Raw genomic sequence first — 25216 nt, 5'->3', positions numbered from 1 at the left:
ACTCCCGCGCTCCAACGGATACCTATGCACGATAGCATGTCGGGTCCGAAACCGGGAGACGTATCGAGGTGACGCTTGGTCAGCAGCGGTTGTCGCCGCGCGTTCGCGGGTGCATATCGCCCCGGAAGCGAGGAGGCGTAGGATGAGCGAGTTTCCCGGCTGGCACGGCACCACCATCGTTGCGGTCCGAAAGGGCGGCGAGGTCGTCGTGGCGGGCGACGGACAGGTCAGTCTCGGCCAGACCGTCATCAAGGGCACTGCGCGCAAGGTGCGCAGGCTCCAGCCCGGCGGCGCCGAGATTGTCGCGGGGTTCGCCGGTTCTACCGCTGATGCGTTCACCCTGCTTGAGCGGCTGGAGGCGAAGCTGGAGGCGACGCCGGGACAGCTCCAACGCGCCTGCGTCGAGTTGGCCAAGGACTGGCGCACCGACAAGTACCTGCAGAAACTCGAGGCGATGCTGATCGTGACCGATGGCGCGGAGCTCTACGTCGTGACCGGCGCAGGCGACGTTCTGGAGCCCGAGCACGACGTCACGGCCATCGGCTCGGGCGGCAACTATGCGCTCGCGGCCGCGCGCGCCCTCATCGACCAGGATCTGTCGGCCGAGGACATCGCCCGCCGCGCCATGGCCATCGCCGCTGACATATGCGTCTACACGAACGGCTCGCTCACCGTCGAGCGGATCGGGCCGCGCTGACGCGCGGTGCCTCCGGCGGGGATACTTGAAGAGCAAAGAAGGCGGGCTTCGGCGCCCGGAGAGGAAACCGCGATGACCGACCTGACACCGCGCGAGATCGTCAGCGAGCTCGACCGCTTCATCATCGGCCAGAAGGACGCCAAGCGCGCCGTGGCCGTGGCGCTGCGCAACCGCTGGCGCCGCAAGCAGCTCGACCCGGAGATGCGCGAGGAGGTGTTCCCCAAGAACATCCTGATGATCGGCCCCACCGGCGTCGGCAAGACCGAGATCAGCCGGCGGCTGGCGCGCCTCGCGCGGGCGCCGTTTCTCAAGGTGGAGGCGACGAAGTTTACCGAGGTGGGCTATGTCGGCCGCGACGTGGAGAGCATCGTCCGCGACCTCGTCGAGCAATCGATCACGATGACCCGCGAGCACATGCGCGAGGACGTGAAGACCCGTGCTCAAAAGAACGCCGAGGACCGCGTGCTGCATGCCATCGCGGGCGAGAACGCGCGTGGCCAGACGCTCGACATGTTCCGCGACAAGCTCAAGCGCGGCGAACTCGACGACAAGGTGATCGAGCTCGATGTCGCCGACACGTCGTCGCCTTTCCCGCAGATCGAGCTTCCGGGCGGCGGCGCGATGCAGGGCATGAACCTCGGAGACCTCTTCGGCAAGGCGTTCTCGGGCCGGACCGTGCGCAAGCGGATGACCGTGGCCGAAAGCTACGACGTGCTGCTCGGCGAGGAGGCGGACAAACTGCTCGACGACGAGACGGTGCAGAAGGCGGCCGTGGACGCGGTCGAGCAGAACGGGATCGTGTTCCTCGACGAGATCGACAAGGTTACCGCCCGATCCGACGCCAAGGGCGCCGACGTCAGCCGCGAGGGGGTGCAGCGCGACCTGCTCCCGCTGATCGAGGGGACGACGGTCTCGACCAAGTACGGGCCGGTGCGGACCGACCATATCCTCTTCATCGCTTCGGGCGCGTTCCACGTTGCCAAGCCCTCGGACCTCCTGCCCGAGCTGCAGGGCCGGCTTCCGATCCGGGTGACGCTGCGCGCACTGACCGAGGGGGACTTCGTGCGCATCCTGACCGAGACGGACAATGCGCTGACCCGTCAGTACGCGGCGCTGATGCAGACCGAGGGCGTCTCCGTCACCTTCACCGACGAGGGCATCGCGGCACTTGCAAAGATCGCGGCCGACGTGAACCAGTCGGTCGAGAACATCGGCGCACGGCGGCTATATACGGTGATGGAGCGCGTATTCGAGGAACTAAGCTTCAACGCGCCTGATCGCGGAGGCGAGAACGTCACGGTCGACGCGGATTTCGTGGAGGCGAACCTCGGCGAACTCACCCGAAGCGCCGACACCAGCCGCTACGTGCTCTGAGCCCAGCCGTCGCCGACCTTCTCGAAGGTCGCCGCATGGCCGAGGTCGAAATGCGTCGCGTCCGATGCGGCGCAGTATCGCTCCACCGTGACCCGGCGGCCCTCGATGCTGAGCAGGTTGAAGTCGTTCGGCTCTCCCCGGACACGGGTGGAGAGGCTGGTCCCGGCCTGTACGAGGAGCAGGCCACTGCGGTCGGCGAAGGGCTCGGCGCGCCAGGTGTGCAGGTGGCCCGAAAGCACGATGTCCGCGCCGCACTCGTGCAGCTCGTCGAGTGCATCGCGCGCGCCGCGCATCAGGCGCTTGTCCACCCCCGGTGTGTGCTCCAGCGGGTGGTGCACCATCACGATGTGCATCCGTCGCCGCTCATGCTTGCGGCCGAAGGCGGCGCAGACCCGCCGTATGGCCCGGCTGCGGAACAAGCCGCGCTGCCATGAATACTGGTTCACGGTGTTGACGCCTGCCAGCGAGATCTCCTCGTCCTCGAAGCTCGGCTCGAGGTTGCGGTCGATGTACCGGCGGTAGCGGTGCCAGGGCCGGACGAGCCGCTCGAAGAGGTTGTCGAGCGGCGTGTCGTGGTTGCCCGGCACAGAGATCGTCGGCGGCTCGAGATGGCTCAGGAACGTGCGCGCCGCCCGGTACTGGCCGAGCCGGGCGCGTTGGGTGAAGTCGCCGGAGATCGCGACGAGATCCGGCGAGAGGCGGTTGATCGTGTCGATCAGCGGCCGCAGGAGCTCGGCCCGGTCGCGGCCGAAATGGAGGTCGGAGACGTGCAGGATACGCCGCATCAACCCGGATCCCTTGGCTCCGGAGCGATCACCCGCAGCGATTCCCTCAGGATGCGGAAGTGGAATGGCGACCGCATCCGCTCCCGCTCGCCATCGCGCGCGACGAGCCTGCGATGACGGCGCGTCTCGATCACGATGTCCTCGCCGCAAAACATGTCGAAGTCGCGCCCCGGCACCATACGGCCCCAGAGCAGTCGGATCGCGTAGAGAAGGAGGTGCCAGCGGTTGCTGTCCTTGGCCAGGAACAGCGCAAACCTGCCATCGCGGATGCAGTCGCCACCGTCCAGCCCGTACTGCTCCAGCTGGTAGGCGCTGCGCGCGAGAAAGGCGAGCGGCGTCTTCTTGCGCTGCGGCACGCCGTCGATGCTGACCCGAAGCCAGAGCGACTGGTGGAATCGAAAGAACGTTACGAGCACCGACCAGTGTGCCGCGAGGCGCGAGCGGCCCCAGCGGCGATAGGTGCCCTCGCGCTGCTGCAGGATCGCGGGATAAATTCCGAGGCTCGCGTTGTTGAGGAAGATCTGTCCGTTGACTTCGCCGACCGAGACCGCTTGCGGACGGCCGGTGGCAGCGAGTTCGACTGCCTCCTCGACGTCCTCCGGCAGGCCGAGGCCGCGGGCGAAGAAATTGAAGGTGCCGAGCGGCAGCACGGCGAGCGCACTGTCGCTGTTCACCAGATGCGCCGCGACAGCGCAGATCGTGCCGTCGCCGCCGGCCGCGACGATCACGGGAAAACCCTCGCCAACCGCCCGCCGCGCCGCCTCCGCGAGATCGCCGCCCTTCTGCACCGTGCGCAGCTCGAAGCGCCCGGGATGCCGTGCGAAGGCATCTTTCAGGCGGTTCTCCAGCGTCTTGTCCTTCTTCTTGCCCGAGGACCGGTTGAGAATGACGCAGATGTCCGGGTGCGGCCTCGCGGCGCCGGCGTCGGTGTTCGGATGCTGGATCACGGCGTTCATCGGGTGCCTGTTGTTGAGGTCGCGGAGATGGCAACGCGCCAACGCAGCAGTTGTTTCTGCACCCGCGACAATCGGCGCTCGTCAGAGTCCCGCCAAGCGGGCGAGGCAGCGGCGCAGGACCGCCTGCTCTTCCGTGGTGAATTGCCTCGCCACATCTCGGTCGTAGGCCCGCGCCGTCGCCACCAGATCGTCGAATGCCGCCTTTCCCATGTCGGTCAGCCGCAGCAGCTCGCGGCGCCGATCGGTCTCGACCGTGGTGCGGCTGAGGAACCGCCGTGTCTCGAGGGCGCTCACAGCGCGGGAGATCTTGGTCTTGTGCACCTTTGCCGAGGCGGCGATATCGCTGGCGGTCATTGGGCCACGACTGCCAAGGTGGGCGAGCACCCGCCATTCCGTCCGGAGCATCCCGTACCGCGCCTTGTAGACCTGCGCAAAGCCGAGGCTTACCTCCTCGGCCGCCTGGTTCAGCAGGAACGGCAGGAAGTCCCTCAGCTCGAAATCCGCCTCAGTCACGCCGCTTTCTCCTTGTTGGTTACAAATACAACCAATATGCCTGCGCCAGCTCAAGGAGGATATCGCGATGAATGAACAGGCTTCCTCTTCGGGACTGCGGAGCGCGGCGACGCCGGTCGGCACGGTCGAGGGCTACATGCCGGGCTTCGGCAACGACTTCGAGACCGAGGCGCTGCCGGGCGCGCTGCCGCAGGGGATGAACAGCCCGCAGAAGGTGAACTACGGCCTCTACGGCGAGCAGCTCTCCGGCACCGCGTTCACCGCGCCCAGCCACCAGAACGAGCGGACCTGGTGCTACCGGATCCGCCCGTCAGTGAAGCACTCGGGCCGCTATGATCGGATCGAGCTGCCTTACTGGAAGACCGCGCCACACGTCGTGGAGAACGTCACCAGCCTCGGCCAGTACCGCTGGGACCCGGTGCCGCACACCGACGAGCGGCTGACCTGGCTGACCGGAATGCGCACGATGACCACGGCGGGCGACGTGAACACGCAGGTGGGCATGGCAAGCCACATCTACCTCGTCACCGAGTCCATGCGGGACGCCTACTTCTATTCCGCCGACAGCGAGATCCTCGTCGTACCGCAGGAGGGGCGGCTGCGCTTCGCGACCGAGCTCGGCATCATCGACCTCGCCCCGCAGGAGATCGCGATCATTCCGCGCGGCATGGTCTACCGCGTCGAGGTTCTGGAAGGGCCGGCGCGCGGCTTCGTCTGCGAGAATTACGGGCAGAAGTTCATGCTGCCGGGCCGGGGTCCGATCGGGGCGAACTGCATGGCCAACCGCCGCGACTTCAAGACGCCGGTTGCGGCCTACGAGGACCGCGAGGTGCTCTCGACACTGACCATCAAGTGGTGCGGCCAGTTCCATGTGACCGAGATCGGACACAGCCCGCTCGACGTGGTGGCCTGGCACGGCAACTACGCGCCGGTGAAGTACGACCTCAACACCTACTGCCCCGTCGGCGCGATCCTCTTCGACCATCCGGACCCATCGATCTTCACGGTGCTGACCGCGCCGTCGGGTGTGGAGGGGACAGCGAACATCGACTTCGTGCTCTTTCGCGACCGCTGGATGGTGGCGGAGGACACCTTCCGCCCGCCATGGTACCACAAGAACGTCATGTCAGAGCTGATGGGCAACATCATGGGCCAGTACGACGCCAAGCCGCAGGGCTTCGTTCCGGGCGGAATGAGCCTGCACAACATGATGCTGCCGCACGGCCCCGACCGTGAGGCGTTCGAGGGCGCGTCGAACGCGAAACTTGCGCCGCACAAGCTGGAGGACACGATGTCGTTCATGTTCGAGACTCGCTTTCCACAGCACCTGACCGAATTCGCCGCGCGCGAGGCCCCGCTGCAGGACGATTACGTCCATTGCTGGGACGGCATCGAGAAGAAGTTCGACGGCACGCCCGGCCTCAAGTAGGGCACGTCGCATGATCGCAGCGTAACGATCCGCAGGAGTCTCATGCCCCTGAAGCGGAGCTGGGTCGCCTCGGCCAACTCGGCCGAGACCGACTTTCCCCTGAACAACCTGCCATGCGGCGTCTTCTCGACCCACCGGCAGGACGCACGCTGCGGCGTCGCCATCGGCGAGATGATCCTCGACTGCCGGCGCGCCGAGGAGGCGGGGCTGCTTTTCCTGCCAGCGGGGCCGCTATTTGCAGAGCTGTCGTGGAACAGGTTGATGGCGGCTGGTCCGGAGGTCTGGTCCGCGCTTCGCGCGCGGCTTACGGCGCTTCTCGCCGAGGGTGCGGCCGAGCGGGATCACGTCGAACCGCTGCTCATCCCCATGGCGGAGGCGCGTCTCCACTTGCCGTTGCAGGTTGCCGAGTACACTGATTTCTACGCCGGGCGACAGCACGCCTTCAACGTCGGCACCATGCTTCGCGGGCCGGAGAACGCGCTGCCGCCGAACTGGCTGCACATCCCCATCGGCTACAACGGGCGGGCCTCGACCGTGGTGGTCTCCGGCACCGAGATCCGCCGCCCGCTCGGCCAGACCAGGGCGAAGGACGCCGACAAGCCGGTATTCGGACCTAGTCGGCGGCTCGACATCGAGCTCGAGGTGGGTGCCGTCGTTGGCACGCCCTCCGAGATGGGCCGGCCACTGAGCGTGGCCGAGGCGCAGCGGATGATCTTCGGCTATGTACTCCTCAATGACTGGTCGGCGCGTGACATTCAGGCGTGGGAGTACCAGCCGCTCGGCCCGTTCCAGTCAAAGGCGTTCGCCACAACCATCGGCTCGTGGATCGTCACCGCCGCCGCGCTGGCGGAGTTCGCGGTCGATGCGCCGCCGCCTGAGGTGCCGCTACTGCCCTACCTGCAGGAGGAGGCGCCGGGCCTCTACGACATAGACCTCAGCGTCGAGATGCATCCCGAGGGCGCGGCGGCGCGGATCATCAGCCGCACGAACCACCGCGAGCTCTACTACTCGGCAGCGCAGCAACTTGCGCACCATGCCAGCTCAGGCTGCGCGATGCGGACGGGCGACCTGCTGGGCTCCGGCACGATCTCTGGGCCGGAGCCGGAGAATTTCGGCTCCCTGATGGAACTCACCTGGGGCGGCGAGCGGCCGCTGCAGTTCACCAACGGCGTCAAGCGCACCTTCATAGAGGATGGCGACGTGCTGACGCTGAGGGGCCATGCGCAGGGCGACGGCTTTCGCGTCGGGTTCGGCGCCTGTTCCGGGCGGATCCTGCCGGCGGTCAGCTTTCCCTGATCCCAATACCATGCGCCCGCTTTCGGCTGGACCGGCGGACCTGATGCCGCTCGGCGTGCGTTAAAAGGCGGTTCAACGGTACGAGCGGTGATTGGCAGGTGTTCGACATTACGGTCGCCATTCCGGCGCAAGACGAGGCGGAGACGATCGAGGCGGCGCTGACCGCCATCGTCGCCGGAGCGGGTGAAACGCAAGGGTCAATCGGCATCGTCGTCCTTGCGAACTGCTGCACCGACGGTACCGCCGACTTCGTCGGCCGCTTCGCACGACGCGCGCCTACCCATGTCGGTCTGATCGAGTGCGATCTTCCAGCCGAGCGGTCTGACGCGGGAAGGGCGCGACTTTTGGCGATGGAAGCGGCGGCGGCCTTGACCCGGGCCGGGGGGCTGATCCTGAGCACGGATGCCGACGCCACGCTTAATGAGGGCACGCTGGGCGAAGTCGAGTGCGCCATGGCGCAGGGTGCCGATCTAGTCTGCGGCACGATCGACACCGAGCTTCCGCCGGATATCAGCTTCGCTCCCTCCATCCGCCGCATCGACGGAATCACGTCCGACTACAGGCGCAGCGCGTTCGAGGTGCGCCACGCCATCGACCGCATCTTCGGACTGCAACCGCCCGGCCCTTGCCCGCACTACGTCGAGGCCGGCGCCTGCGTCGCGGTGCGGACCGACTTCCTGCGGCGCATTGGGGGCATTCCGGACGTGCCGCACGGCGAGGATCGGGCACTGCTGCGCCGCGCCGAGATGTTCAACGGCCGGGTCGTCTATGCCGACCGCGCCGGCGCACTGGTTTCGCCTCGTCTCGTCGGACGCGCGGTCGGCGGGATGGCCGACGCGATTCGGAGCCGTCTGCGGGACCCAGACCCGCTTGCGGACGAGGCACTGCTAAGCTGCGAAGATATCCAGCGCGACTGGGCGGACGCGATCGCGGCGCTCGGCAACGACCGGAGGCCCGTGGTCCGCGAGGCCGAACCTCAACTTCGGGCCAGCGACCTCGAGCGGGATCTGCCGTCGCTCCGCAGGTTCGTCGAAGAGGTGGTCCGGCCCGACCTCGCGGTTATCGAACGCGGGAGCGTGTCGTGCAGCGCGTGATAGAGAGCGCGGCCGCTCGCGTTGCCGAACTCTCTCCGCCAGGCGAGGACGAGCCGCCGATGGCGCCGCTCATTGCGGTTCTGCGGGGCGAGGGGCTGCTGCAGTCCTGTGCACCATCCGACGCGGGTGGGCAGGGACTCGCTCATCACCCGGACGAACCGCACGTGCTGCTCGAGGCACTGGCGGCCGTGGGGGGCGCTAATCTTTCAGTGGGTCGGCTCTTCGAAGGTCACGTCAACGCCGTGAAGCTCGTTGCGCTTCTCGCCACCGGTCCGGCGCGTCGGCGCTGGTTGACGGACGCGGCGAACGGACGGCTCTTCGGGGTCTGGGGTGCCGACGGTCCCGTTCCGGTCACGCTGGAAGGGGAGCGGCTTCGGGGCCAGAAGCTCTACGCCTCGGGCGCAGACCTGCTCGACCGCGCCGTCGTTACGGCGCGTGACCCGGCGGGCGAGGTGGTGCTGATTGTCCTGCCGGCAGAGCGACTGCAGGGACGGCTGCATCCGGGCGAATGGTCAATGACCGGAATGCAGGCCACCGCATCAGGCCGCTGCGATCTCGAGGGGGTCGAAGTGAATGCGTGCGACCGGCTCGGGGCGCCGGGCGACTACCTGCGGGAGCCTCATTTCCAAGGCGGCGTGTGGCGCTATGCAGCGGTGCAGCTGGGCGCTATGCGGACAATCCTCGGCGCGGCCGTGGACCAGCTTCGCCGTCGCGGACACGAGGCAGCGCCGCTCCAAGTGGCACGGCTGCGGCGGATGACAGTGGCGTGCGAGACGGCCCGGCTCTGGCTGACTTCGGCCGCGCGGGAGGTGGAGCAGCCCGGCGCGCCGCCGTCAGCCGCCGCGGCGTCGATCCTGGCGCGTCTCGTCGTGGCGGACGAGGCGACGGCGCTGCTTGCCGCGGCCGACGCGGCTCTGGGCGCGGCCTCGTTCTCGACGTCGCATCCGGTCGAGCGGGTGCGGCGCGACCTCCTCGTCTATCTGCGCCAAGCCAATCCGGACGCGTTGGAGAGCGCCGCGATGGCGACGCTGCTGGGGGATGACTGCCTTGCACGGCGCTGGAGGCTCGCCTGACACCGCTATTGCAAGCCGCCGCGCAAGCGCCTTTCGTGGACGCACGGACGCTCCTCGCCGACCGCTTGGCCCTTGCCGTCGTGGCGCCGCACCCGGACGACGAGACCCTTGGGTGCGGTTCGCTGCTGCACGACGCCTGGGTAGCCGGAATCGACTGCACGGTCGTCTGCGTCACTGACGGCTCGCGTTCGCACCCGAACTCGCCGACCTGGAGCCAAGAGCGGCTGGCCGATACCCGGCGGCGCGAGATTGAGGCGGCGGTGGAAATCCTCGCGCCTGATGCCAGCGTGAGGCACCTCGGCTACCGCGACTGCGAGACGCCAACGCGCCCACCGGAGGCGGATGAGGCGGTGGCACGGCTGCGCGCGACGCTGCCGCCCGGTGCGCTCGTCCTGGCGGCATGGGAACGCGATCCGCATGTGGACCATCAACGTTGTGCCGCGCTGGTCCGGCGCGCGTTGGCTAGGCGTGCTGACCTGGCTCTCCTCTGGTATCCGATCTGGGGGCGCTTCTCCGAGGCGACGCCCGGTCCCGCGGTAAGGCTGGCGGCGAGCGAGGCGGCGCGGCAGGCGAAGCGGCGGGCGCTCGCCTGTCACCGCACACAGATGGCCGACCTCATCTCCGACGATCCCGGCGGATTCGTGATGCAGGCCGAGCATCAGGCGCACTTCCTCGATCACCCGGAGATCTTCATTGCCGAATGAGGAGACACTGGCGCATCTCACCGCCCTTTACGCAGCCGAACGTGACCCTTGGCGGCACGACAGCAGCCTTTACGAGCGCGCGAAGCACCGCCGCACGCTCGCCGCGATTGGACGTGGTCCCTATCGGTCCGCCGCCGAGATCGGGTGCGGCACCGGGCCGCTGACCGCCGGGCTTGTAGATGTCTGCGAGCGGGTAGTTGCGCTCGATTGCGTTCCGGCCGCAATCGACCGGGCGCGCGCGCGGGTTCCGGGCGAGACCGTGCGATTCGTGGAGGCGGCCGCGCCGCAAGGTCTGCCAGACGGATGCTTCGACCTGATCGTCCTTTCGGAGGTGCTCTACTTCCTCACTGCGGACGAGGTAGAGGCGGTGGCGCGTTGGGTCGAGAACGCCGCGCTCCCCGCTTGCCGCGTCGTCTCAGTGAACTGGACCGGCCCCACGGGACACGCGATCTCCGGTGTCGAGGCGGCGGACCTTCTTTGCTGTGGCCTGCCGCACTGGCGGCTCCGGCGGGAGAGGAACGAAGGCTACATCCTCGACGTGCTGGACCGCGCCGGATCTGGTCAGGCGTAGACCAGACCGTCGAAGAGCTTGCGGGCGGTTCGCAGAACGGCGGTGCGCTTCACCTCCTCGAACTCGACGCTGGCGATCACCGTGACTTCGCCGGTCGGATGTTCGATCGAGAGGCGCTTCTCCTCACCAGCCGGCACTTGGGCGAGGCCGGCGGCGGCTCCTTCCTTCAGCAGACAGGCTGTCGCGACGGTGACGGCGCCCAGCACGCCGATCGACGAATGGCAGCGATGCGGGATGAAGGTCCGGGTCGAGATCGCGCCGCCCGCGCGTGGGAGCGAAACCATCGCCATCTTGGGCACGGACTTCCGTTCGACGTCGCCGAGGTTCATCAACGGGCCGGCCTGGAGGCGGATTGCCTCGAGCCGCGCGCGAAGCTCCTGGTTCCGCTCCAAGTCCGCGGGACTCTCGTCGCCGCCTATCCCCAGGTCAGAAGCCCGGAGCACTACAGAGGGCATTCCATTGTCGATCAACGTGCAGGCTATGCCGTCGATCCGATCAGCCCCATTGCCGGTCGGCAGAAGGGCACCGCACGACGAGCCAGCGGTATCGCTGAAGGCGATCGGAATCGGGGCCGAGCCTCCCGGCACGCCGTCGATCCGCGCCTCGCCCTTGTAATTCACCCGCCCGTTAGGCGTCTCGACGGAAGCGACGGCGAGTTGCCCGGTGTTTTCCATGAAGATGCGAACGTCGGTCCTGTCCCCCGTCGGCGCGACCAGCCCCCGCTCGATCGCGAAGGGCCCCACGCCGGCAAGGATGTTGCCGCAGTTTTGCGCGTCGGTCACCACCGGCTGGTCGACGAAGACCTGCAGGAACAGGTAGTCGACGTCCGCCTTCGGCCTTTGCGAGCGGCGCACCACCGCGACCTTTGAGGTCAGGGGGTCGGCACCGCCCATTCCGTCGATCTGTCGCGGGTCGGGCGACCCCATCATCCTCAGCAGGAATGCATCGCGGTCCGGCGGCAGGTCCTCGGCGAGGAAGTAGCCGCCCTTGGACGTGCCGCCGCGCATCCACATGCAGGGTACACCGTCACTCATGACTCTGCGCTCTTCCTTCGGCTCGCGAGACGGATACGTGCACCACGGCACCGATCAAAGCTCGTCCACCGTCCGCGGAAAGACTGACTGGAAACCCTCGGCGTGGGTCGCGGCGCGTCCGCCCGCCTGGCCGCCGGAATTGCGACGGAAGTGGTTGCCGCGATTCTCTGCCACGTTCTCGTAGTAGTGCCAGAGATGCTCCTGCCCCTCCATGCACTCGATTGCGGCGCGCTTCTTCTCCCAGACCGATGAGATGTCGAGGAAGACGTCGGGCTTCCAACCCATCTGTTCGGTCTGGTGCGGCTCGAAGAGGTAGAGTTGTGGCGCGCCCAGTATCTTTTCGCCCGGATTGTGACCCCACGCCTGGGCGATCATCCGGCACTCCAGCGCCACCTGCGTCGCGTACATGTGATCGGTATTGTAAGGGTCGTACTTGGAGTGGCTCAGCATGAACGCCGGCCGCACCTTGCGGATCACGTCGACCAGCCGGTACTTTGCCTCGCGGTCAAGCTCGAGCGGGTAGTCGCCGAAGTCGAAGAACTGAATATCGTGAACCCCGAGGGCCGCGGCGGCGTTCTCGGCCTCCTGCCGGCGGGCCGACTTCACCTTGTCGAGCGTCATACCCTCCTGCTTCCAGAGCTTGGCGCTCTCGCCGCGCTCGCCGTAGCTGAGGCAGACGACCGTCACGTCGTAGCCCTTTTCCTGATGCAGTGCGATCGCCCCGCCGCAGCGCCACACGAAGTCCGCCGAATGCGCGCTGATCACCAGTGCCGTCCTGTCCGCCATCTTCCCTCTCTCGACCGGCGCCCCGCGCCAGTAAGATCAGCCTCGCCGCTGGTTGGCCAGACGCTGCGAGCATAATCCCGCGCCGACGTGCCACGTCGGTCAGCGCCGACGGAGCCAGACGTAGTACGCACCCGACCCGCCGTGACGGCGATGCGCCGGCGCTATCTGCTGAACCGCAGAGTCGAGTGGCGGTGCCCAGAGCCACTCCGGCACCTGATGCCTGAGGAGGCCCCGCCGCTCCGGAATCGGGCCGTTGTCGCGGGAGTCGCGACCCTTGCCCGTGATGACCAGAACCAGGCGGTGTCCCTTCGCTTGCGCAGAGAGGATGAATCGCACGAGGACCGGGTGAGCGCGCGCAAGAGTCATCCCGTGCAGGTCGATCCGCGACTGCGGCTCGATCCGGCCGCGGGTCATCCGCGTGTGGGTCTTGCGGTCCATCCGGAGCGGAGAGCGCCGCAGTTCCTCGGCAAGGTCCTGTGATGCCGGAAGGCGCGTCGCGGTCGAGGCGGCCGACGCGCCGACGCTGAATGGCGCGATAGGCGGCTCGGTCACGGGAGGTGCAGAGGTGCGGGACGTGACTGAACGCTTGCCCGGCTGCGAGGGCGGATGCAGCGGCTTCGTGCGCTGCGCAACGAGGCGCCAGAGGGCTTCCTCGTCGGGTCTCAGGCGACGGGCCACCGACGGCTAGCCGCCGGTGGCGGCCAGCTGCCAGTTGGGGTCATCCGAGCCCATGATCCGGCTGAAGGTCCAGACATCCTTCTGGCGCCTGATCTCGTTGGGATCGCCTTCGACGATCCGGCCCTCGCTGTCCTTGACCACCGAGGTGAGCTCGCTGACGTAGCGGACCGTCATTTCGCCCCGGCTGCTCTCGCGGTCGTACCGCGCCTCGGCTAGGTCCAGCTCCCGCAGGCCGACGAAGCTCGCATGGACCGTCAGACCCTGCTCGCGCCTCGCATCGATGACCTCCTGAAAGGCCTCGGCGACGTCCGGCGCGAGGAACTGGCGAACGTCGCTCAGATCGCCGTTCTCGAACGCCATCAGGATCATCTCGTAGGCCCCGCGCGCGCCTTCCAGGAACTCGCCCACACCAAAGCCGGGCTCCGCCAGCTTCATCGCGGCGAGATCCCGCGCGCTTTCGCTGCCGTCTGGCACGTGATCGACGATATCGCGATCGGGGCCACCCTCGATGACTTCGAACTCCGGCCGATCGTTACGCCGGCGGTCGCTCTGCACGGATACCGGCGGCTTCTCGAACCCCTCGCGCGTCCCAAGAACACTGCGCAGGCGCAGGATGAGGAATACGGCGATTCCAGCCAGAACGAGGAGTTGGATGACGGCTGAACTCATGAAATCCTCTGGTGTCGAGTGACTCCGGTTGATGGAGCACTTGTCGGACCCCTATGTAAGGCCGGCCCGGGGCCAAGTCCACCGCACCACGGGCACGTCGGGAGGTTGCCTCATGTGGCTGTTCGTGCCGTTCGTCCTGGTCCCGCTGGTCGAGATCGCGCTTTTCATTCAGGTAGGCGGCCTGATCGGTCTGTGGCCGACGCTGGGGATCGTGGTCCTTACGGCGCTCCTGGGAACTTGGCTGGTGCGGCAACAAGGCGCGCAAGCGATAAGAAGGCTGCGCGGGACGATCAACGAGCTGCGGGATCCGACTGAGCCTCTGGCGCACGGCGCGATGATCCTGATCGCGGGAGCGCTCCTCCTCACGCCGGGATTCTTCACCGATGCGGTAGGTTTCGCGCTGCTGGTGCCAGCTTTCCGCGACGCCGCGCTGCGCTGGGTGCGGTCCCGTGTTAAGGTCGAGACCTTCCGCTACGGCGAGCCTCGGCGCCCGCACCGGCCGGACGTGATCGACGGCGACTATATCGACGTGACGGACGAAAAGCGGCCGACGCACCGTCCTTCAGGCTGGACGCGGCATTGAGAAGCTGCTCAGCGCTCTGCTAGACACGCGGCGAATTCAGACAAGGGAGAGCCAGATGGCCGACACAGAAAACGGCGCCGATACCGGCACGCCAAATCCGACGCCTCAGGTCAAGATGCAGATCCTCGGGCAGTTCATCAGGGACATGTCCTTCGAGAACATCCTGTCGCAGAAGCCGGTGCAGGGCCAGGTCCAGCCGGATATCCAAGTCCAGGTAAGCATCGACGCGAAGAAGCGCACCGAGCCTCAGTACGAGGTGGTGACGAAGTTCAAGATCACGTCGAAGAACAAGGAAGGCGGCGAGACGCTCTTCCTGATGGAGCTCGACTATGGCGGGGTCTTCTCGATTGAAGGCGTTCCTGCCGAGCAGCTGCATCCTTTCCTGCTGATCGAGTGTCCGCGGATGCTGTTCCCCTTCGTACGGCGGATCGTTAGCGACATGACCCGCGACGGGGGCTTCCCGCCGCTGAATCTCGACAATATCGACTTCATCCAGCTCTACCGGCAGACGCTGGCGCAGCGCCAGGCGGCTGCCGCGGAGAAGCCCGACGAGACGCGCGTCAGCTGAATCGCGCCCAGAGAGCGCCGTCGCCCAGCTCGCCCACGAAGGCGGAATGGGCGGCCGCCTCTTCTTCCGTCAGTCGCGGCGCAAGACGTCGGGGCCGCGGAAATGGTCGCCACGCACTGTCTGCCTGTGTCCCGCTGGTCTCGACGCCGAGCTGGAAATCCGGCTGACGGCCGCCGATCAGCTCCAGATAGACTTCCGCCAGGATCTCCGCGTCGAGCAGGGCGCCGTGCAGCGTCCGCGCCGAGTTGTCGATGCCGAACCGCCGACATAACGCATCGAGCGACGCGGGCGCTCCGGGATATTTCTTGCGCGCAATCGCCACCGTATCGATGGCACGGTCGAGCGGCAGGAGCGGAAGCTTGACCCACCCGAACTCGGCGTTGAGGAAGCGCATGTCAAAGGCGGCATTGTGGATGACCAGCCGCGCATCGCCCACGAACTCGACAAATGCGTGGCAGCAGTCGCGGAAACAGGGCTTGTCGCGAAGGAAGTCATCGCCGAGCCCATGAACCTCGAACGCCTCCTGCGGCATCGCGCGCTCGGGGTTTATATACTGGTGGTAGGTCTGACCGGTTGGCACGTGGTTGAGGAGCTCAACCGCCCCGATCTCGACGATGCGATCGCCGGAGTCTGGGTCGAAGCCTGTCGTCTCGGTATCCATGACGATCTCACGCATGGTCTTGGTTCCGCACCTCCGTCAATATCTTGTGCACGGCTTCTTGCGCGGCATCAAGGGTAGTGGTGTCGATGATCCAGTCCGCCCGCTTGCGCTTATCGTCATCAGGCATCTGCTTGGACAGCAGCGCCTCCAGAGCCTCTGCGGTCATTCCGGGTCGCTGCAGCACGCGTTCGCGTTGGATATCGGCGGGCGCCGACACCACAGCGACGCCGTCGAGACCCACCTCGGCGCCCGTTTCATAGAGGAGCGGGATGTCGAGCACCACAACATCGCTTTCGCTGGTGGCGAGGAAGGCGGCGCGGTCGGCGCCGACCAATGGATGCACCACCGCCTCGATCCGAGCAAGCGCGTCAGGATCCTCGGCGATCCATTGCCTGAGCGCACCCCGATCCACGGCGCCATCGACAACGGCATCGGCCCGGATCTCCCGGATCGGGAGGACCGCAGCGCCCCCGCGTTCGTAGAGCCGGTGGACGGCAGCGTCGGCATCCCACACCGGCACCCCCTGGTCCGCGAAGATGCGCGCAGTGGTCGTCTTGCCCATCCCGATCGAGCCGGTCAGGCCCAGCTTGAAGGTCATCCGCCGACGACCAGCCGCGCCTGTTCGTCGATGGGCGGTCGCATCCCAAACCAGCGCTCGAAGCCGGGAGCCGCCTGCCAGATCAGCATGCCGAGACCGTCGACCGTGGTGCAGCCTGCGGCGCGCGCAATCTCGAGGAAGCGGGTTCTCAGGGGGGTGTAGACGAGGTCGGTAACCACCATGCCGGAGCGTAGCTGATCGAGCGGGATGCGCATCTCGGTTTTGCCCGCCATCCCGAGCGACGAGGCGTTCACCACCGTCGAAGCGCCGGATAGCATGGCGCCTGCCTCGTTCCAGTCGTAGATGGTGAGGCGCGAGCCGAATTCCGACCTCAGCGCGTCCGCGCGGGCACGGGTACGGTTCGCAATCCTGAGCTCGGGCACCCTCAGGTTGATCAGCGATGCGATCACGGCGCGGGCCGCGCCGCCGGCGCCGATGACTGCCGCCGGGCCTGCCGAAGGATCCCAGTCCGGCGCGCCGTGCCGCAGGTTCTCAACGAAGCCGTAACCGTCTGTGTTGTCCGCGTGAATCCGGCCGTCCGTCCGGAAGATCAGGGTGTTCGCCGCTCCTATGAGCGCCGCGCGATCCGTCACGAGATCCGCGAGGCCCAGCACCGTCTCCTTGTGCGGAATCGTGACATTGCAACCGACGAACCCCATCTTGGGCATCGCTGCTAGGACCTGCCGGAGGTTGGCCTGGTTGACATCGAGCGGAACGTAGTGGCCCGGAAGACCGAGCCTTCGCAGCCAATGATTGTGCAGCGCGGGCGAGCGGGAGTGGGCGACCGGCGACCCGATGACGCCGGCCAGTGGTATTCGATCGGATGTCATGCCGGAAGGCTGCCGCGAAGCGACAGCCACGACAACAGCTGGATCAGCGGAAGCCCCTGAACCGCAAAAAGATCTCCGTCGATGCGGTCGAAAAGCCGCACTCCCTCGCCCTCGATGCGGTAGCAGCCGACGCAGTCGCGGATTTCGTCCCACAGGCGCTCGACGTAAGAGGCGAGATACGCCTCCGACGCCGGTCGCATCTGCAGGCGGACTTCCGAGACGTATCGCCAGACCGGCGTCCCCGCCTCGCAGACGACAGCGGCGGTGTAGAGCGTGTGTCGCCCGCCCGCCAGCGCGTGCAGCTGCGCCAGCGCGTCTTTCGGATGGCGCGGCTTCGAGAGAAGCGCGCCATTGAACTCAAGGAGCTGATCCGATCCGACGACCAAGGCGTCGGGCCGCCGCGACGTGACCTTCAGGGCCTTCGCCTCGGCAAGGGCATCGGCGATGTCGCGCGGCGAGGTGCCGCCGGCCGAGAGCGAGCGACGGATTGCCTCCTCATCCACGCGCGGCCGCTCAACCTCGAATTGTACCCCTGCATCCCGCAGCAGGCGAGCGCGTGCGACGGAACCCGAGGCAAGGATCACGGGGCTCATCTGCATGGTTCTGTGGACAACCAGTCGAACAGGCGCTGCAGCACTTGCCGAAACGCGAGCCCCGCCGGGACCAGCGGGAAAAACCGAGCAGCCGACCGTGTCGCGCACTGGTGATCTCCACCGTGTGCAATGTCGCACCGGATCATGTGGACAGTGCGGCACTCTCGGCTGAGGCCGTTACTGTCCACATGATTATCCACAGCACTTTGCCTTGCAACGCTCTGAGGATACTTGATAATCCTATTTTCCGCGGGACGGAACGCCCAACTTCTCAACGCCGCGCCTCTTGTGGACGAGACGCGGGACAAGACAATGATCCACATCGTCCACCGTTCTTAAACATCATCATCTCCTTCTCTCTCATTGTCTTGTAACAGAGAACCCGTCTGGAGGCAGCCGCGTGTACGATCTTCTCTCTTGGCTCTATCCGTGGACCAAGGCCCTGCACGTGATCTCGATGGTGACCTGGATGGCGGGGCTGTTCTATCTGCCACGGCTCTTCGTTTATCACGTAGAGGCGGCCGGGCAGTCCGGTCCGACTGCGGATCTATTCGAGACGATGGAGCGGAAACTGCTCCGCCTGATCATGAACCCCGCCATGATCGCGACCTGGTTCTTCGGGCTGATGCTGGTCCTGACGCCGGGAGTCGTCGACTGGGGCTCGCTCTGGCCGTGGACGAAGGCGACTGGCGTGCTGTCGCTGACCTGGTTTCACCATTGGCTTGGTTGGCGGCGCCGTGACTTGGCCCAGGGCGCGAACAAGGTGAGCGGTCGGGGGTATCGTATCATGAACGAGGTCCCCACGGTCTTCCTCGTGGTCATCGTGGTGTCGGTTATCGTGAAGTTCTGAGGCGTTGACCCACGGCGGCCGATCGATTATGCGCTTTGAGGTCGATCGTCCGATCGAAGTTCTCCTGCTATATCAAATCCAGCCGGCGGTTTCCGCCTCGGGACATTTTCATGAACGCTGACCGACTGAACCTGGCCGAGCTGAAGGCCCAGAGCCCCAAGGACCTGCTTGCCCTGGCCGAGGAGCTCGAGATCGAGAACGCCTCGACCATGCGCAAGGGCGACATGATGTTCTCCATCCTCAAGGAGCGGGCCGATGAAGGGTGGGACATCGGCGGCGATGGCGTGCTGGAGGTCCTGCAGGACGGTTTCGGCTTTCTACGAAGCCCCGAAGCGAACTACCTGCCGGGGCCTGATGACATCTACGTCTCACCGGACATGATCCGGCAGCACTCGCTCAGGACAGGCGATACCGTCGAGGGCGTAATCCGGGAGCCGGGGGAGAACGAACGGTACTTCGCATTGACGAAGGTCGAGCGGATCAACTTCGAGGAGCCGGAGAGGGCGCGTCACAAGGTGGCGTTCGACAACCTCACGCCGCTCTACCCGGACGAGCGGCTGAAAATGGAGATCGAGGATCCGACAATCCGGGATCGCTCGGCGCGCATCATCGACCTGGTGGCGCCGATCGGGAAGGGTCAGCGGAGCCTGATTGTGGCGCCGCCACGCACCGGAAAGACGGTTCTGCTGCAGAACATCGCCCATTCGATCGAGGTGAACCACCCCGACGCTTATCTGATCGTGCTGCTCATAGACGAGCGGCCGGAGGAAGTCACGGACATGCAGCGATCGGTGAAGGGCGAGGTCATTTCCTCGACCTTTGATGAGCCGGCGACGCGGCACGTTGCGGTGAGTGAGATGGTAATCGAGAAGGCGAAGCGCCTCGTTGAGCACAAGCGAGATGTTGTGATACTTCTTGATTCCATTACTAGACTTGGTAGAGCGTTTAACACGGTCGTGCCGTCGTCGGGCAAGGTGCTTACCGGCGGCGTCGATGCGAATGCGCTGCAGCGGCCGAAGCGCTTTTTCGGTGCGGCTCGCAACATCGAGGAGGGCGGCAGCCTTACGATCATTGCGACGGCGCTGATCGACACTGGTAGCCGGATGGACGAGGTAATCTTCGAGGAGTTCAAGGGGACTGGCAACTCCGAGCTCGTTCTCGACCGGAAGGTGGCCGACAAGCGTGTCTTTCCGGCTATGGACATCCTGAAGTCCGGCACCAGGAAGGAAGAACTGCTCGTTGACAAGGCCGATCTTCAGAAGACCTACGTCCTACGGCGTATCCTGAACCCGATGGGCACGACGGACGCGATCGAATTCCTGATCTCGAAGCTCAAGCAGACGAAGACGAACGCGGATTTCTTTGAGTCGATGAACGCCTGACGGGCTGGCGTGCTGGTTTGAACGATACGATCTTCGCCCTCGCTACCGCGCGCGGCAAGGCGGGCGTTTCCGTCGTGCGCCTATCGGGACCGCTCGCACACGAAGCCGCGTCTCGCCTGTGCGGTTCGCTTCCGCAGCCGAGGCAAGCTGGCCTTCGCGTGCTGCGAGGCGCGTCAGGCGACATCCTTGACGAGGCCTTGGTCCTGACATTCGCCGAGGGCGCGAGTTTCACCGGCGAGCAGGTCTCGGAATTGCATTTGCATGGCAGTGTCGCGGTTGTTCGCGTGGTCCTGGCCGAAATTGCGGGCATGGAAGGCTTGCGACAGGCGGACGCAGGTGAGTTCACGCGGCGCGCTCTGCTGAACGGGCGTCTCGACTTGACCCGCGTGGAAGGCTTGGCCGACCTAATAGATGCCGAGACCGAGGCTCAGAGGCGCCTGGCACAGCGTATGATGTCAGGGGCGCTCGCGCGGCGTGTGGAGGAATGGCGTCAGCGGCTTCTCGAAGCGTCGGCGTTGCTAGAGGCGAGCATAGACTTCTCGGATGAGGAGATCCCGGACGACCTGTCATCTGCGGTACTTCGCGGCATTAGTGTGCTGCGAGACGACTGGGAGCGCGAGATCGCCGGCGTTGGCGCCGCCGAGATGATTCGTGACGGTTTCGAAGTCGCGATCATAGGCCCGCCGAATGCCGGGAAGTCGACGTTGCTCAACCGGATCGCCGGCAGGGATGTGGCAATAACGTCCGAGTTGGCCGGTACGACGCGAGACATTCTCGAGGTGCGCATGGATCTGGGTGGCCTGCCGGTCACGCTCCTCGACACGGCAGGTCTTCGCCAAGGCCGCGATGCCATCGAGGTCATCGGGGTCGAGCGTAGTCGAAAGCGGGCAGCGGCGGCGGACCTGCGGGTTTTCCTTTCGGCGACGGAAGAGGAACTGGAGGCGCTATATGTCGAGGGCGATCTCCGGCTGGAAGGAAAAGCAGATCTTCGCGGCCAGCCTCAAGCCGGGGTTTCGGGACTGACGGGTGCCGGTGTGCCGGAGATGCTGGGGGCGATCGAGATGGAGTTGGCGCGCCGCATGCCCGCGAGTGCGACGGCAACCCGTGCGCGTCACGCCGACGCGCTACGCGGAGCAGCGGCGGATCTTCGGTCCGCGGAGAACAACCTCGCTGCAGACGCGCTGGATATCGCTGCCGCTGATCTTCGCGCGGCGGTCCATCGCTTGGACGTTTTGGTGGGGAGGGTGGACGTGGAGGACATCCTCGGCCATATTTTCGCAAGTTTCTGCATCGGGAAGTGATGTTTCACGTGAAACACTCGTACGACACGATTGTGGTGGGTGGCGGCCATGCGGGCGTTGAGGCGGCGGACGCGGCTGCGCGCCTTGGGGCCTCCGTTGCTCTCGTAACGATGAAGCGCGGCGCGCTTGGTGCGATGTCCTGCAATCCTGCCATCGGCGGGCTGGGCAAGGGCCACTTGGTCCGAGAGATCGACGCACTGGATGGAGTGATGGCGCGAGCCGCCGACCATGCCGGGATCCACTTTCGCCTGTTGAACCGTTCCAAGGGTCCCGCCGTGCAGGGTCCGCGAGCGCAGTCGGACCGCAAGCGCTATGCCAGGGCCATTCAGGAGGCGATCGCGAACCGACAAAACATTGATGTCATCGAGGGCGAAGTTACGGAGTTCCTGCTGACCGATGCGGCAATCAGAGGGGTTCGCCTCGCCGACGGCCGCGAGCTGTTCGGGCGGAGCTGCGTCTTGACGACCGGCACCTTCCTCGGAGGCGTCATCCATATTGGCGACAGGACGATCGCCGGAGGTCGCATGGGCGAGGCCGCTTCCAACCGCCTTTCGCAGCAGGTCCGTGAAGTCGCCGGCGCAATCGGGCGACTGAAGACGGGGACCCCTCCGCGCCTCGACGGACGGACAATTGATTGGATGGCTGTGGTGGAGCAGGAAGGCGATGCGGAGCCGGAGTTCCTCTCATTTGCGACACGGGCGACATCGTGCCGGCAGGTGTCCTGCGGGATCACGAGTACCAACGCTCTAACGCACCAGATCATCCAAGAAAATCTGGCGAGATCGGCGATGTACGCCGGCCGCATCAGCGGCACCGGACCCCGATACTGTCCGTCGATCGAGGACAAGGTCGTCCGCTTCGCGGACAAGGACTCCCACCAGATATTCTTGGAGCCAGAAGGTCTTGATGATGATACGGTGTATCCGAACGGCATTTCCACTTCACTGCCGCAGGATGTGCAGCTGGAGTTCCTAAGGACCATCTGCGGACTTGAGACGGTGGAGGTGCTGCGGCCCGGCTACGCTATCGAGTACGATTACGTCGATCCTCGGTGTCTCGACCTGACGTTGTCGCTGAAAGGCGTCAACGGCCTTTATCTGGCGGGGCAGATCAACGGGACCACGGGATATGAGGAGGCCGCCGCGCAAGGTCTGGTTGCCGGGCTGAATGCGGCGCTCTTCGCTCAGGGTCGAGAGGAGCAGCGCTTCAGCAGGACAACCAGCTACATCGGCGTCATGATTGACGACCTGACGGCGCGAGGCGTGACCGAGCCGTATCGCATGTTTACTTCCCGCGCCGAATTCCGTCTCTCGCTGCGAGCGGACAACGCCGATCAGCGCCTCACACCGCTTGCCGTGGAACTGGGTTGCGTGTCTGACAGCCGCCGTCGCGCGTTCGACACGAAGTCGGAGCGGTTGGTGAGGGCGCGCGAACGCCTAGAGGCGATGAGTCTGACCTCAAACCAACTCTCCGAAGCCGGACTGATGATGTCGAGTGACGGGAGTCGGCGCAATGGCTTGCAGGTCCTGTCACTACCAGGATGCCAGTGGGAAGTACTCGTAGAGGCGGAGCAGTCGCTCAATGAGGTCGATCCCGAAACGCGACAGCAGCTCAAGCGAGAAGCGATCTACAGCAACTATGTCGAGCGTCAGGCGCGGGACGCGGAGATACTTCGCCGCGACGAAGCCATGTTGATCCCGAAAGGCTTCGATTTCGCCGCGCTTGGTGGCTTGTCGAACGAGATCCGCAACAAGCTCCTCGCGCACCGGCCAGCAAGCATCGCCCAAGCCGCGCGGATCGAAGGTGTCACTCCCGCGGCGCTCACGCTGATCTTGGGACACCTGCGTCGGTCGAGGCGCGATGCGGCCTGACGAGCTTGGTGTTTCACGTGAAACATCTGAGCGCCTTGACCTGTACGTCCGCCACCTCCTGAAGTGGAATGCAGCGATAAACCTCGTTGGTCGGCCGATCACGTCTAGCCAGGTCTGGACGAGGCACGTGGCCGACTGCGTGCAGCTCGCACCGTGGTTGCCGCAGGCGAGTCGATGGACTGATCTAGGCTCGGGCGGCGGCCTTCCTGGCATCGTCGTTGCAATCCTAGCGAAGGAACACGGATTGCCACGCGAGGTCACCTGCATCGAGAGCGACGGACGGAAGGCAGAATTTCTGCGTTCGGTCCAGCGCGCAATAGATCTGCCGATCCAAATCATCTGCAATCGCATCGAGGCCGCGCCGCCCCAGGGGGCGGACATCGTATCGGCACGCGCACTGGCGCCCCTGCCGCGGCTTCTGGGTCTCGTATCGCGACACTTGGCGCAAAACGGCACAGCGTTGCTGATGAAGGGAGCGGGATGGCGGGAAGAGGTTGAGGTCGCCCGCAAAGAGTGGCACCTTTTAATCGAGGCAGTACCGAGCAGAACAAACACAGATGCCGTCATTCTCGAGATCGGAGAGCTACGCCGACGCTGAGGGCTTGCGCCCCGGGCCGAGGATCATCGCGATCGCCAATCAAAAGGGCGGCGTCGGGAAGACGACGACTGCAATAAATCTCGGTGCCGCGCTTGCCGAGAGCGGTCGACGCGTCCTTCTCGTGGACCTCGATCCCCAAGGTAACGCTTCCACCGGACTTGGGATTGAGCTGGGCCAGCGGGCGCAGACGACCTACGAATTGTTGTTTGGGCAAGTAGCGCTACAAAATATAGTGGTCGAATCATCGGTGGAGGGCCTGCTTATCGCGCCGTCCACAACCGACCTCAGCTCCGCCGACATCGATATGGCAGCGGACGCGAAACGATCGTTTCTGCTCCAGCGCGCCCTGCGCCAGTCCTCGATGGAGCGCTACCGGCTCGACTACATCCTGATCGACTGCCCGCCATCGCTGAGCCTTCTCACCATCAACGCCCTCGTAGCCGCACATTCCGTGCTCGTCCCGCTCCAGAGCGAGTTCTTCGCACTTGAGGGGCTGTCGCAGCTCATGTTGACGGTGCGCGAGGTGCGGCAAGGGGCCAATCCAGACCTTCGGATCGAGGGGGTGCTGCTGACGATGTTCGACGGCCGCAACAATCTTTCGCAGCAGGTCGAACGCGATGCGCGGGAGAATCTGGGTGAGCTCGTGTTCCGCACCGTCGTGCCCCGCACCGTCCGCCTCAGCGAAGCGCCGTCCTTTGCCATGCCTATCCTGACCTACGACTCGGCCTCGAAAGGCAGCGCGGCCTATCGGGAGCTGGCGCGCGAACTGGTCCATCGAGAAGTTCCCGTAACCTCATGAGAAGAGCATGACAGAACAGCCGAAACAGCGTGGCCTCGGGCGCGGCTTGTCCGCCCTGATGGCCGACGTCGCGCTCGCTCCCGAGAGCGATGCGACGGATGCTCGTGATGTGCGCCGGGTGCCGGTCGAGCAGATCGAACCGAACCCGCGGCAGCCCCGTCGCCACTTCGCCGAGGAGGCGCTTGCCGATCTCGCGGCGTCGATCCGCCAGAAGGGAGTCGTCCAGCCGCTGATCCTGCGGCCCCACCCGGAGCGGCGCGGCAGCTTCCAGATCGTCGCGGGCGAGCGCCGGTGGCGGGCTGCGCAGCTCGCGCGCCAGCACGACGTGCCCGCAATCATCCGGGACTTAGACGACACCGAGGTGCTGGAGGTGGCGATCATCGAGAACGTCCAGCGCGCCGACCTCAACCCGGTGGAGGAGGCGGCAGGTTACCGTCAGCTGATGGACAGCTTCGGCCACACCCAGGAGCGGCTGGCCGAGGCTCTCGGCAAGAGCCGCAGCCATATTGCCAACCTCCTGCGGCTGTTGCAGTTGCCGGAAGGCGTGCAAGTGCTGCTTCGTGATGGCGAACTGAGTGCCGGGCACGCGCGCGCACTGATCACCTCACCGGACGCCGACGCGCTGGCGCGAGTGGTGGTTGCGAAGGGGCTCTCGGTCCGCGAGACGGAGCGGCTGGCGAAGGGCGCGATGGAGCGGAAGTCGGCGCCGCAAGCGAAGGCGACCGACAAGGACGCCGACACGAAGGCGCTCGAGGCGGACCTTTCGGCCGCGCTCCGTCTAAAGGTCACGATCGAACACGATGGGCATGATGGGGGTCGCCTGACCCTGCGCTACCGCACCCTGGAACAGCTCGACGAGCTTTGTCGCAGGCTCGGCGGCGATTAGGGCCGGGCCTCTATTTAGCCATCTGGCGACGGTCACC

The 25216-nt window shown here is 65.8% G+C and carries 28 protein-coding genes; 17 read left to right on the top strand and 11 right to left on the bottom strand.

Translation table 11 applies throughout. The annotated features are described in order from the left end of the window. Positions 1–142: 142 nt before the first annotated feature. Positions 143–697 carry an ATP-dependent protease subunit HslV gene (hslV, locus tag JM664_RS17450; RefSeq protein ID WP_227421201.1) on the top strand — a complete coding sequence of 185 codons (555 nt, stop codon included), beginning with the start codon at positions 143–145 and terminating at the stop codon, positions 695–697. 72 nt (positions 698–769) lie between these two features. After that, the gene (hslU, locus tag JM664_RS17445; RefSeq protein ID WP_227421200.1) at positions 770–2071 is read left to right on the top strand and encodes an ATP-dependent protease ATPase subunit HslU; all 1302 of its coding nucleotides are present in this window, start codon (positions 770–772) and stop codon (positions 2069–2071) included. Here the strand turns inward: hslU and JM664_RS17440 are convergent. From JM664_RS17440 to JM664_RS17430, 3 genes are all read right to left on the bottom strand, one after another. Further along, on the bottom strand, positions 2059–2856 hold the full coding sequence (locus JM664_RS17440; protein WP_227421199.1) for a metallophosphoesterase family protein: 798 nt from the start codon (positions 2854–2856) through the stop codon (positions 2059–2061). The genes hslU and JM664_RS17440 overlap by 13 nt on opposite strands. Next, the gene (locus tag JM664_RS17435) at positions 2856–3812 is read right to left on the bottom strand and encodes a diacylglycerol/lipid kinase family protein (RefSeq protein ID WP_227421198.1); all 957 of its coding nucleotides are present in this window, start codon (positions 3810–3812) and stop codon (positions 2856–2858) included. Before JM664_RS17435 ends, JM664_RS17440 begins: the two co-directional genes overlap by 1 nt. 81 nt (positions 3813–3893) lie before the next feature. Next, positions 3894–4325, bottom strand: coding sequence for a MarR family winged helix-turn-helix transcriptional regulator (locus JM664_RS17430; RefSeq protein WP_227421197.1), 432 nt, complete (start codon positions 4323–4325; stop codon positions 3894–3896). Positions 4326–4392: 67 nt separating this feature from the next. On the opposite strand from JM664_RS17430, the gene hmgA reads away from it, so the two are divergent. From hmgA to JM664_RS17400, 6 genes are all read left to right on the top strand, one after another. Next, on the top strand, positions 4393–5754 hold the full coding sequence (gene hmgA / locus JM664_RS17425; protein WP_227421196.1) for a homogentisate 1,2-dioxygenase: 1362 nt from the start codon (positions 4393–4395) through the stop codon (positions 5752–5754). A 42-nt stretch (positions 5755–5796) separates the two neighbouring features. Beyond that, on the top strand, positions 5797–7050 hold the full coding sequence (gene fahA / locus JM664_RS17420) for a fumarylacetoacetase (protein WP_227421195.1): 1254 nt from the start codon (positions 5797–5799) through the stop codon (positions 7048–7050). 98 nt (positions 7051–7148) lie between these two features. Then, a complete protein-coding gene (locus tag JM664_RS17415; protein WP_227421194.1) occupies positions 7149–8144 on the top strand; it encodes a glycosyltransferase in 996 nt (331 codons plus the stop codon). Beyond that, positions 8132–9217 carry an acyl-CoA dehydrogenase family protein gene (locus tag JM664_RS18925; RefSeq protein WP_227421193.1) on the top strand — a complete coding sequence of 362 codons (1086 nt, stop codon included), beginning with the start codon at positions 8132–8134 and terminating at the stop codon, positions 9215–9217. The genes JM664_RS17415 and JM664_RS18925 overlap by 13 nt, the downstream gene beginning before the upstream one ends. Positions 9218–9252: 35 nt before the next feature. Beyond that, on the top strand, positions 9253–9921 hold the full coding sequence (locus JM664_RS17405) for a PIG-L deacetylase family protein (protein WP_227421192.1): 669 nt from the start codon (positions 9253–9255) through the stop codon (positions 9919–9921). Further along, positions 9911–10492 (top strand): SAM-dependent methyltransferase, encoded by a 582-nt coding sequence (locus JM664_RS17400; RefSeq protein WP_227421191.1) that lies wholly within the window; start codon positions 9911–9913, stop codon positions 10490–10492. Before JM664_RS17405 ends, JM664_RS17400 begins: the two co-directional genes overlap by 11 nt. On the opposite strand, the gene JM664_RS17395 is transcribed toward JM664_RS17400, so the two are convergent. From JM664_RS17395 to JM664_RS17380, 4 genes are all read right to left on the bottom strand, one after another. Then, entirely contained in the window at positions 10483–11526 is a 1044-nt protein-coding gene (locus tag JM664_RS17395; protein ID WP_227421190.1) for a 4-oxalomesaconate tautomerase, read from the bottom strand. The genes JM664_RS17400 and JM664_RS17395 overlap by 10 nt on opposite strands. Positions 11527–11580: 54 nt before the next feature. Continuing rightward, entirely contained in the window at positions 11581–12312 is a 732-nt protein-coding gene (locus tag JM664_RS17390) for a PIG-L deacetylase family protein (RefSeq protein WP_227421189.1), read from the bottom strand. Between the two features lie 99 nt (positions 12313–12411). Continuing rightward, positions 12412–12864 (bottom strand): Smr/MutS family protein, encoded by a 453-nt coding sequence (locus JM664_RS17385; protein WP_319637554.1) that lies wholly within the window; start codon positions 12862–12864, stop codon positions 12412–12414. A 132-nt stretch (positions 12865–12996) separates the two neighbouring features. Next, entirely contained in the window at positions 12997–13659 is a 663-nt protein-coding gene (locus JM664_RS17380; protein ID WP_227421187.1) for a Tim44/TimA family putative adaptor protein, read from the bottom strand. Positions 13660–13771: 112 nt separating this feature from the next. On the opposite strand from JM664_RS17380, the gene JM664_RS17375 reads away from it, so the two are divergent. After that, positions 13772–14242, top strand: coding sequence for an FxsA family protein (locus JM664_RS17375; RefSeq protein ID WP_227421186.1), 471 nt, complete (start codon positions 13772–13774; stop codon positions 14240–14242). Between the two features lie 55 nt (positions 14243–14297). Then, a complete protein-coding gene (secB, locus tag JM664_RS17370) occupies positions 14298–14810 on the top strand; it encodes a protein-export chaperone SecB (protein ID WP_227421185.1) in 513 nt (170 codons plus the stop codon). Here secB and dnaQ read toward each other — a convergent pair. Genes dnaQ through JM664_RS17350 form a run of 4 tightly spaced genes read right to left on the bottom strand, consistent with a single transcriptional unit; the run spans position 14803 to position 17498 of the window. Further along, on the bottom strand, positions 14803–15486 hold the full coding sequence (gene dnaQ / locus JM664_RS17365; protein WP_227421184.1) for a DNA polymerase III subunit epsilon: 684 nt from the start codon (positions 15484–15486) through the stop codon (positions 14803–14805). The genes secB and dnaQ overlap by 8 nt on opposite strands. Continuing rightward, entirely contained in the window at positions 15479–16069 is a 591-nt protein-coding gene (gene coaE, locus JM664_RS17360; protein WP_227421183.1) for a dephospho-CoA kinase, read from the bottom strand. The genes dnaQ and coaE overlap by 8 nt, the downstream gene beginning before the upstream one ends. After that, the gene (locus tag JM664_RS17355) at positions 16066–16899 is read right to left on the bottom strand and encodes a shikimate dehydrogenase (RefSeq protein ID WP_227421182.1); all 834 of its coding nucleotides are present in this window, start codon (positions 16897–16899) and stop codon (positions 16066–16068) included. Before JM664_RS17355 ends, coaE begins: the two co-directional genes overlap by 4 nt. After that, positions 16896–17498: a Maf family protein gene (locus JM664_RS17350; protein ID WP_227421181.1), complete on the bottom strand. Its 603-nt coding sequence runs from the start codon at positions 17496–17498 to the stop codon at positions 16896–16898. The genes JM664_RS17355 and JM664_RS17350 overlap by 4 nt, the downstream gene beginning before the upstream one ends. A gap of 394 nt (positions 17499–17892) precedes the next feature. Here JM664_RS17350 and hemJ point away from each other — a divergent pair, with 394 nt between their 5' ends. The 7 genes from hemJ to JM664_RS17315 all read left to right on the top strand — a co-directional run bounded on the left by hemJ (position 17893) and on the right by JM664_RS17315 (position 25179). Further along, complete coding sequence (gene hemJ / locus JM664_RS17345; protein ID WP_227421180.1) at positions 17893–18342, top strand: protoporphyrinogen oxidase HemJ; 450 nt, start codon at positions 17893–17895, stop codon at positions 18340–18342. A 110-nt stretch (positions 18343–18452) separates the two neighbouring features. Continuing rightward, positions 18453–19724: a transcription termination factor Rho gene (gene rho / locus JM664_RS17340; protein WP_227421179.1), complete on the top strand. Its 1272-nt coding sequence runs from the start codon at positions 18453–18455 to the stop codon at positions 19722–19724. Positions 19725–19741: 17 nt separating this feature from the next. After that, positions 19742–21025, top strand: coding sequence for a tRNA uridine-5-carboxymethylaminomethyl(34) synthesis GTPase MnmE (gene mnmE / locus JM664_RS17335; protein WP_227421178.1), 1284 nt, complete (start codon positions 19742–19744; stop codon positions 21023–21025). Then, on the top strand, positions 21025–22896 hold the full coding sequence (mnmG, locus tag JM664_RS17330) for a tRNA uridine-5-carboxymethylaminomethyl(34) synthesis enzyme MnmG (RefSeq protein ID WP_227421177.1): 1872 nt from the start codon (positions 21025–21027) through the stop codon (positions 22894–22896). The genes mnmE and mnmG overlap by 1 nt, the downstream gene beginning before the upstream one ends. Continuing rightward, positions 22886–23494 (top strand): 16S rRNA (guanine(527)-N(7))-methyltransferase RsmG, encoded by a 609-nt coding sequence (rsmG, locus tag JM664_RS17325; RefSeq protein WP_227421176.1) that lies wholly within the window; start codon positions 22886–22888, stop codon positions 23492–23494. The genes mnmG and rsmG overlap by 11 nt, the downstream gene beginning before the upstream one ends. Continuing rightward, complete coding sequence (locus JM664_RS17320) at positions 23454–24293, top strand: ParA family protein (protein WP_227421175.1); 840 nt, start codon at positions 23454–23456, stop codon at positions 24291–24293. The genes rsmG and JM664_RS17320 overlap by 41 nt, the downstream gene beginning before the upstream one ends. Positions 24294–24300: 7 nt before the next feature. After that, a complete protein-coding gene (locus JM664_RS17315) occupies positions 24301–25179 on the top strand; it encodes a ParB/RepB/Spo0J family partition protein (protein WP_227421174.1) in 879 nt (292 codons plus the stop codon). Positions 25180–25216 lie beyond the last annotated feature (37 nt).

Source organism: Roseitranquillus sediminis (assembly GCF_016918935.1).
GTDB classification, from domain to species: domain Bacteria; phylum Pseudomonadota; class Alphaproteobacteria; order Rhodobacterales; family Rhodobacteraceae; genus Roseitranquillus; species Roseitranquillus sediminis.
Note: the sequence above shows the minus strand (reverse complement) of the source record. Positions and strands in the feature narration are given on the sequence as shown.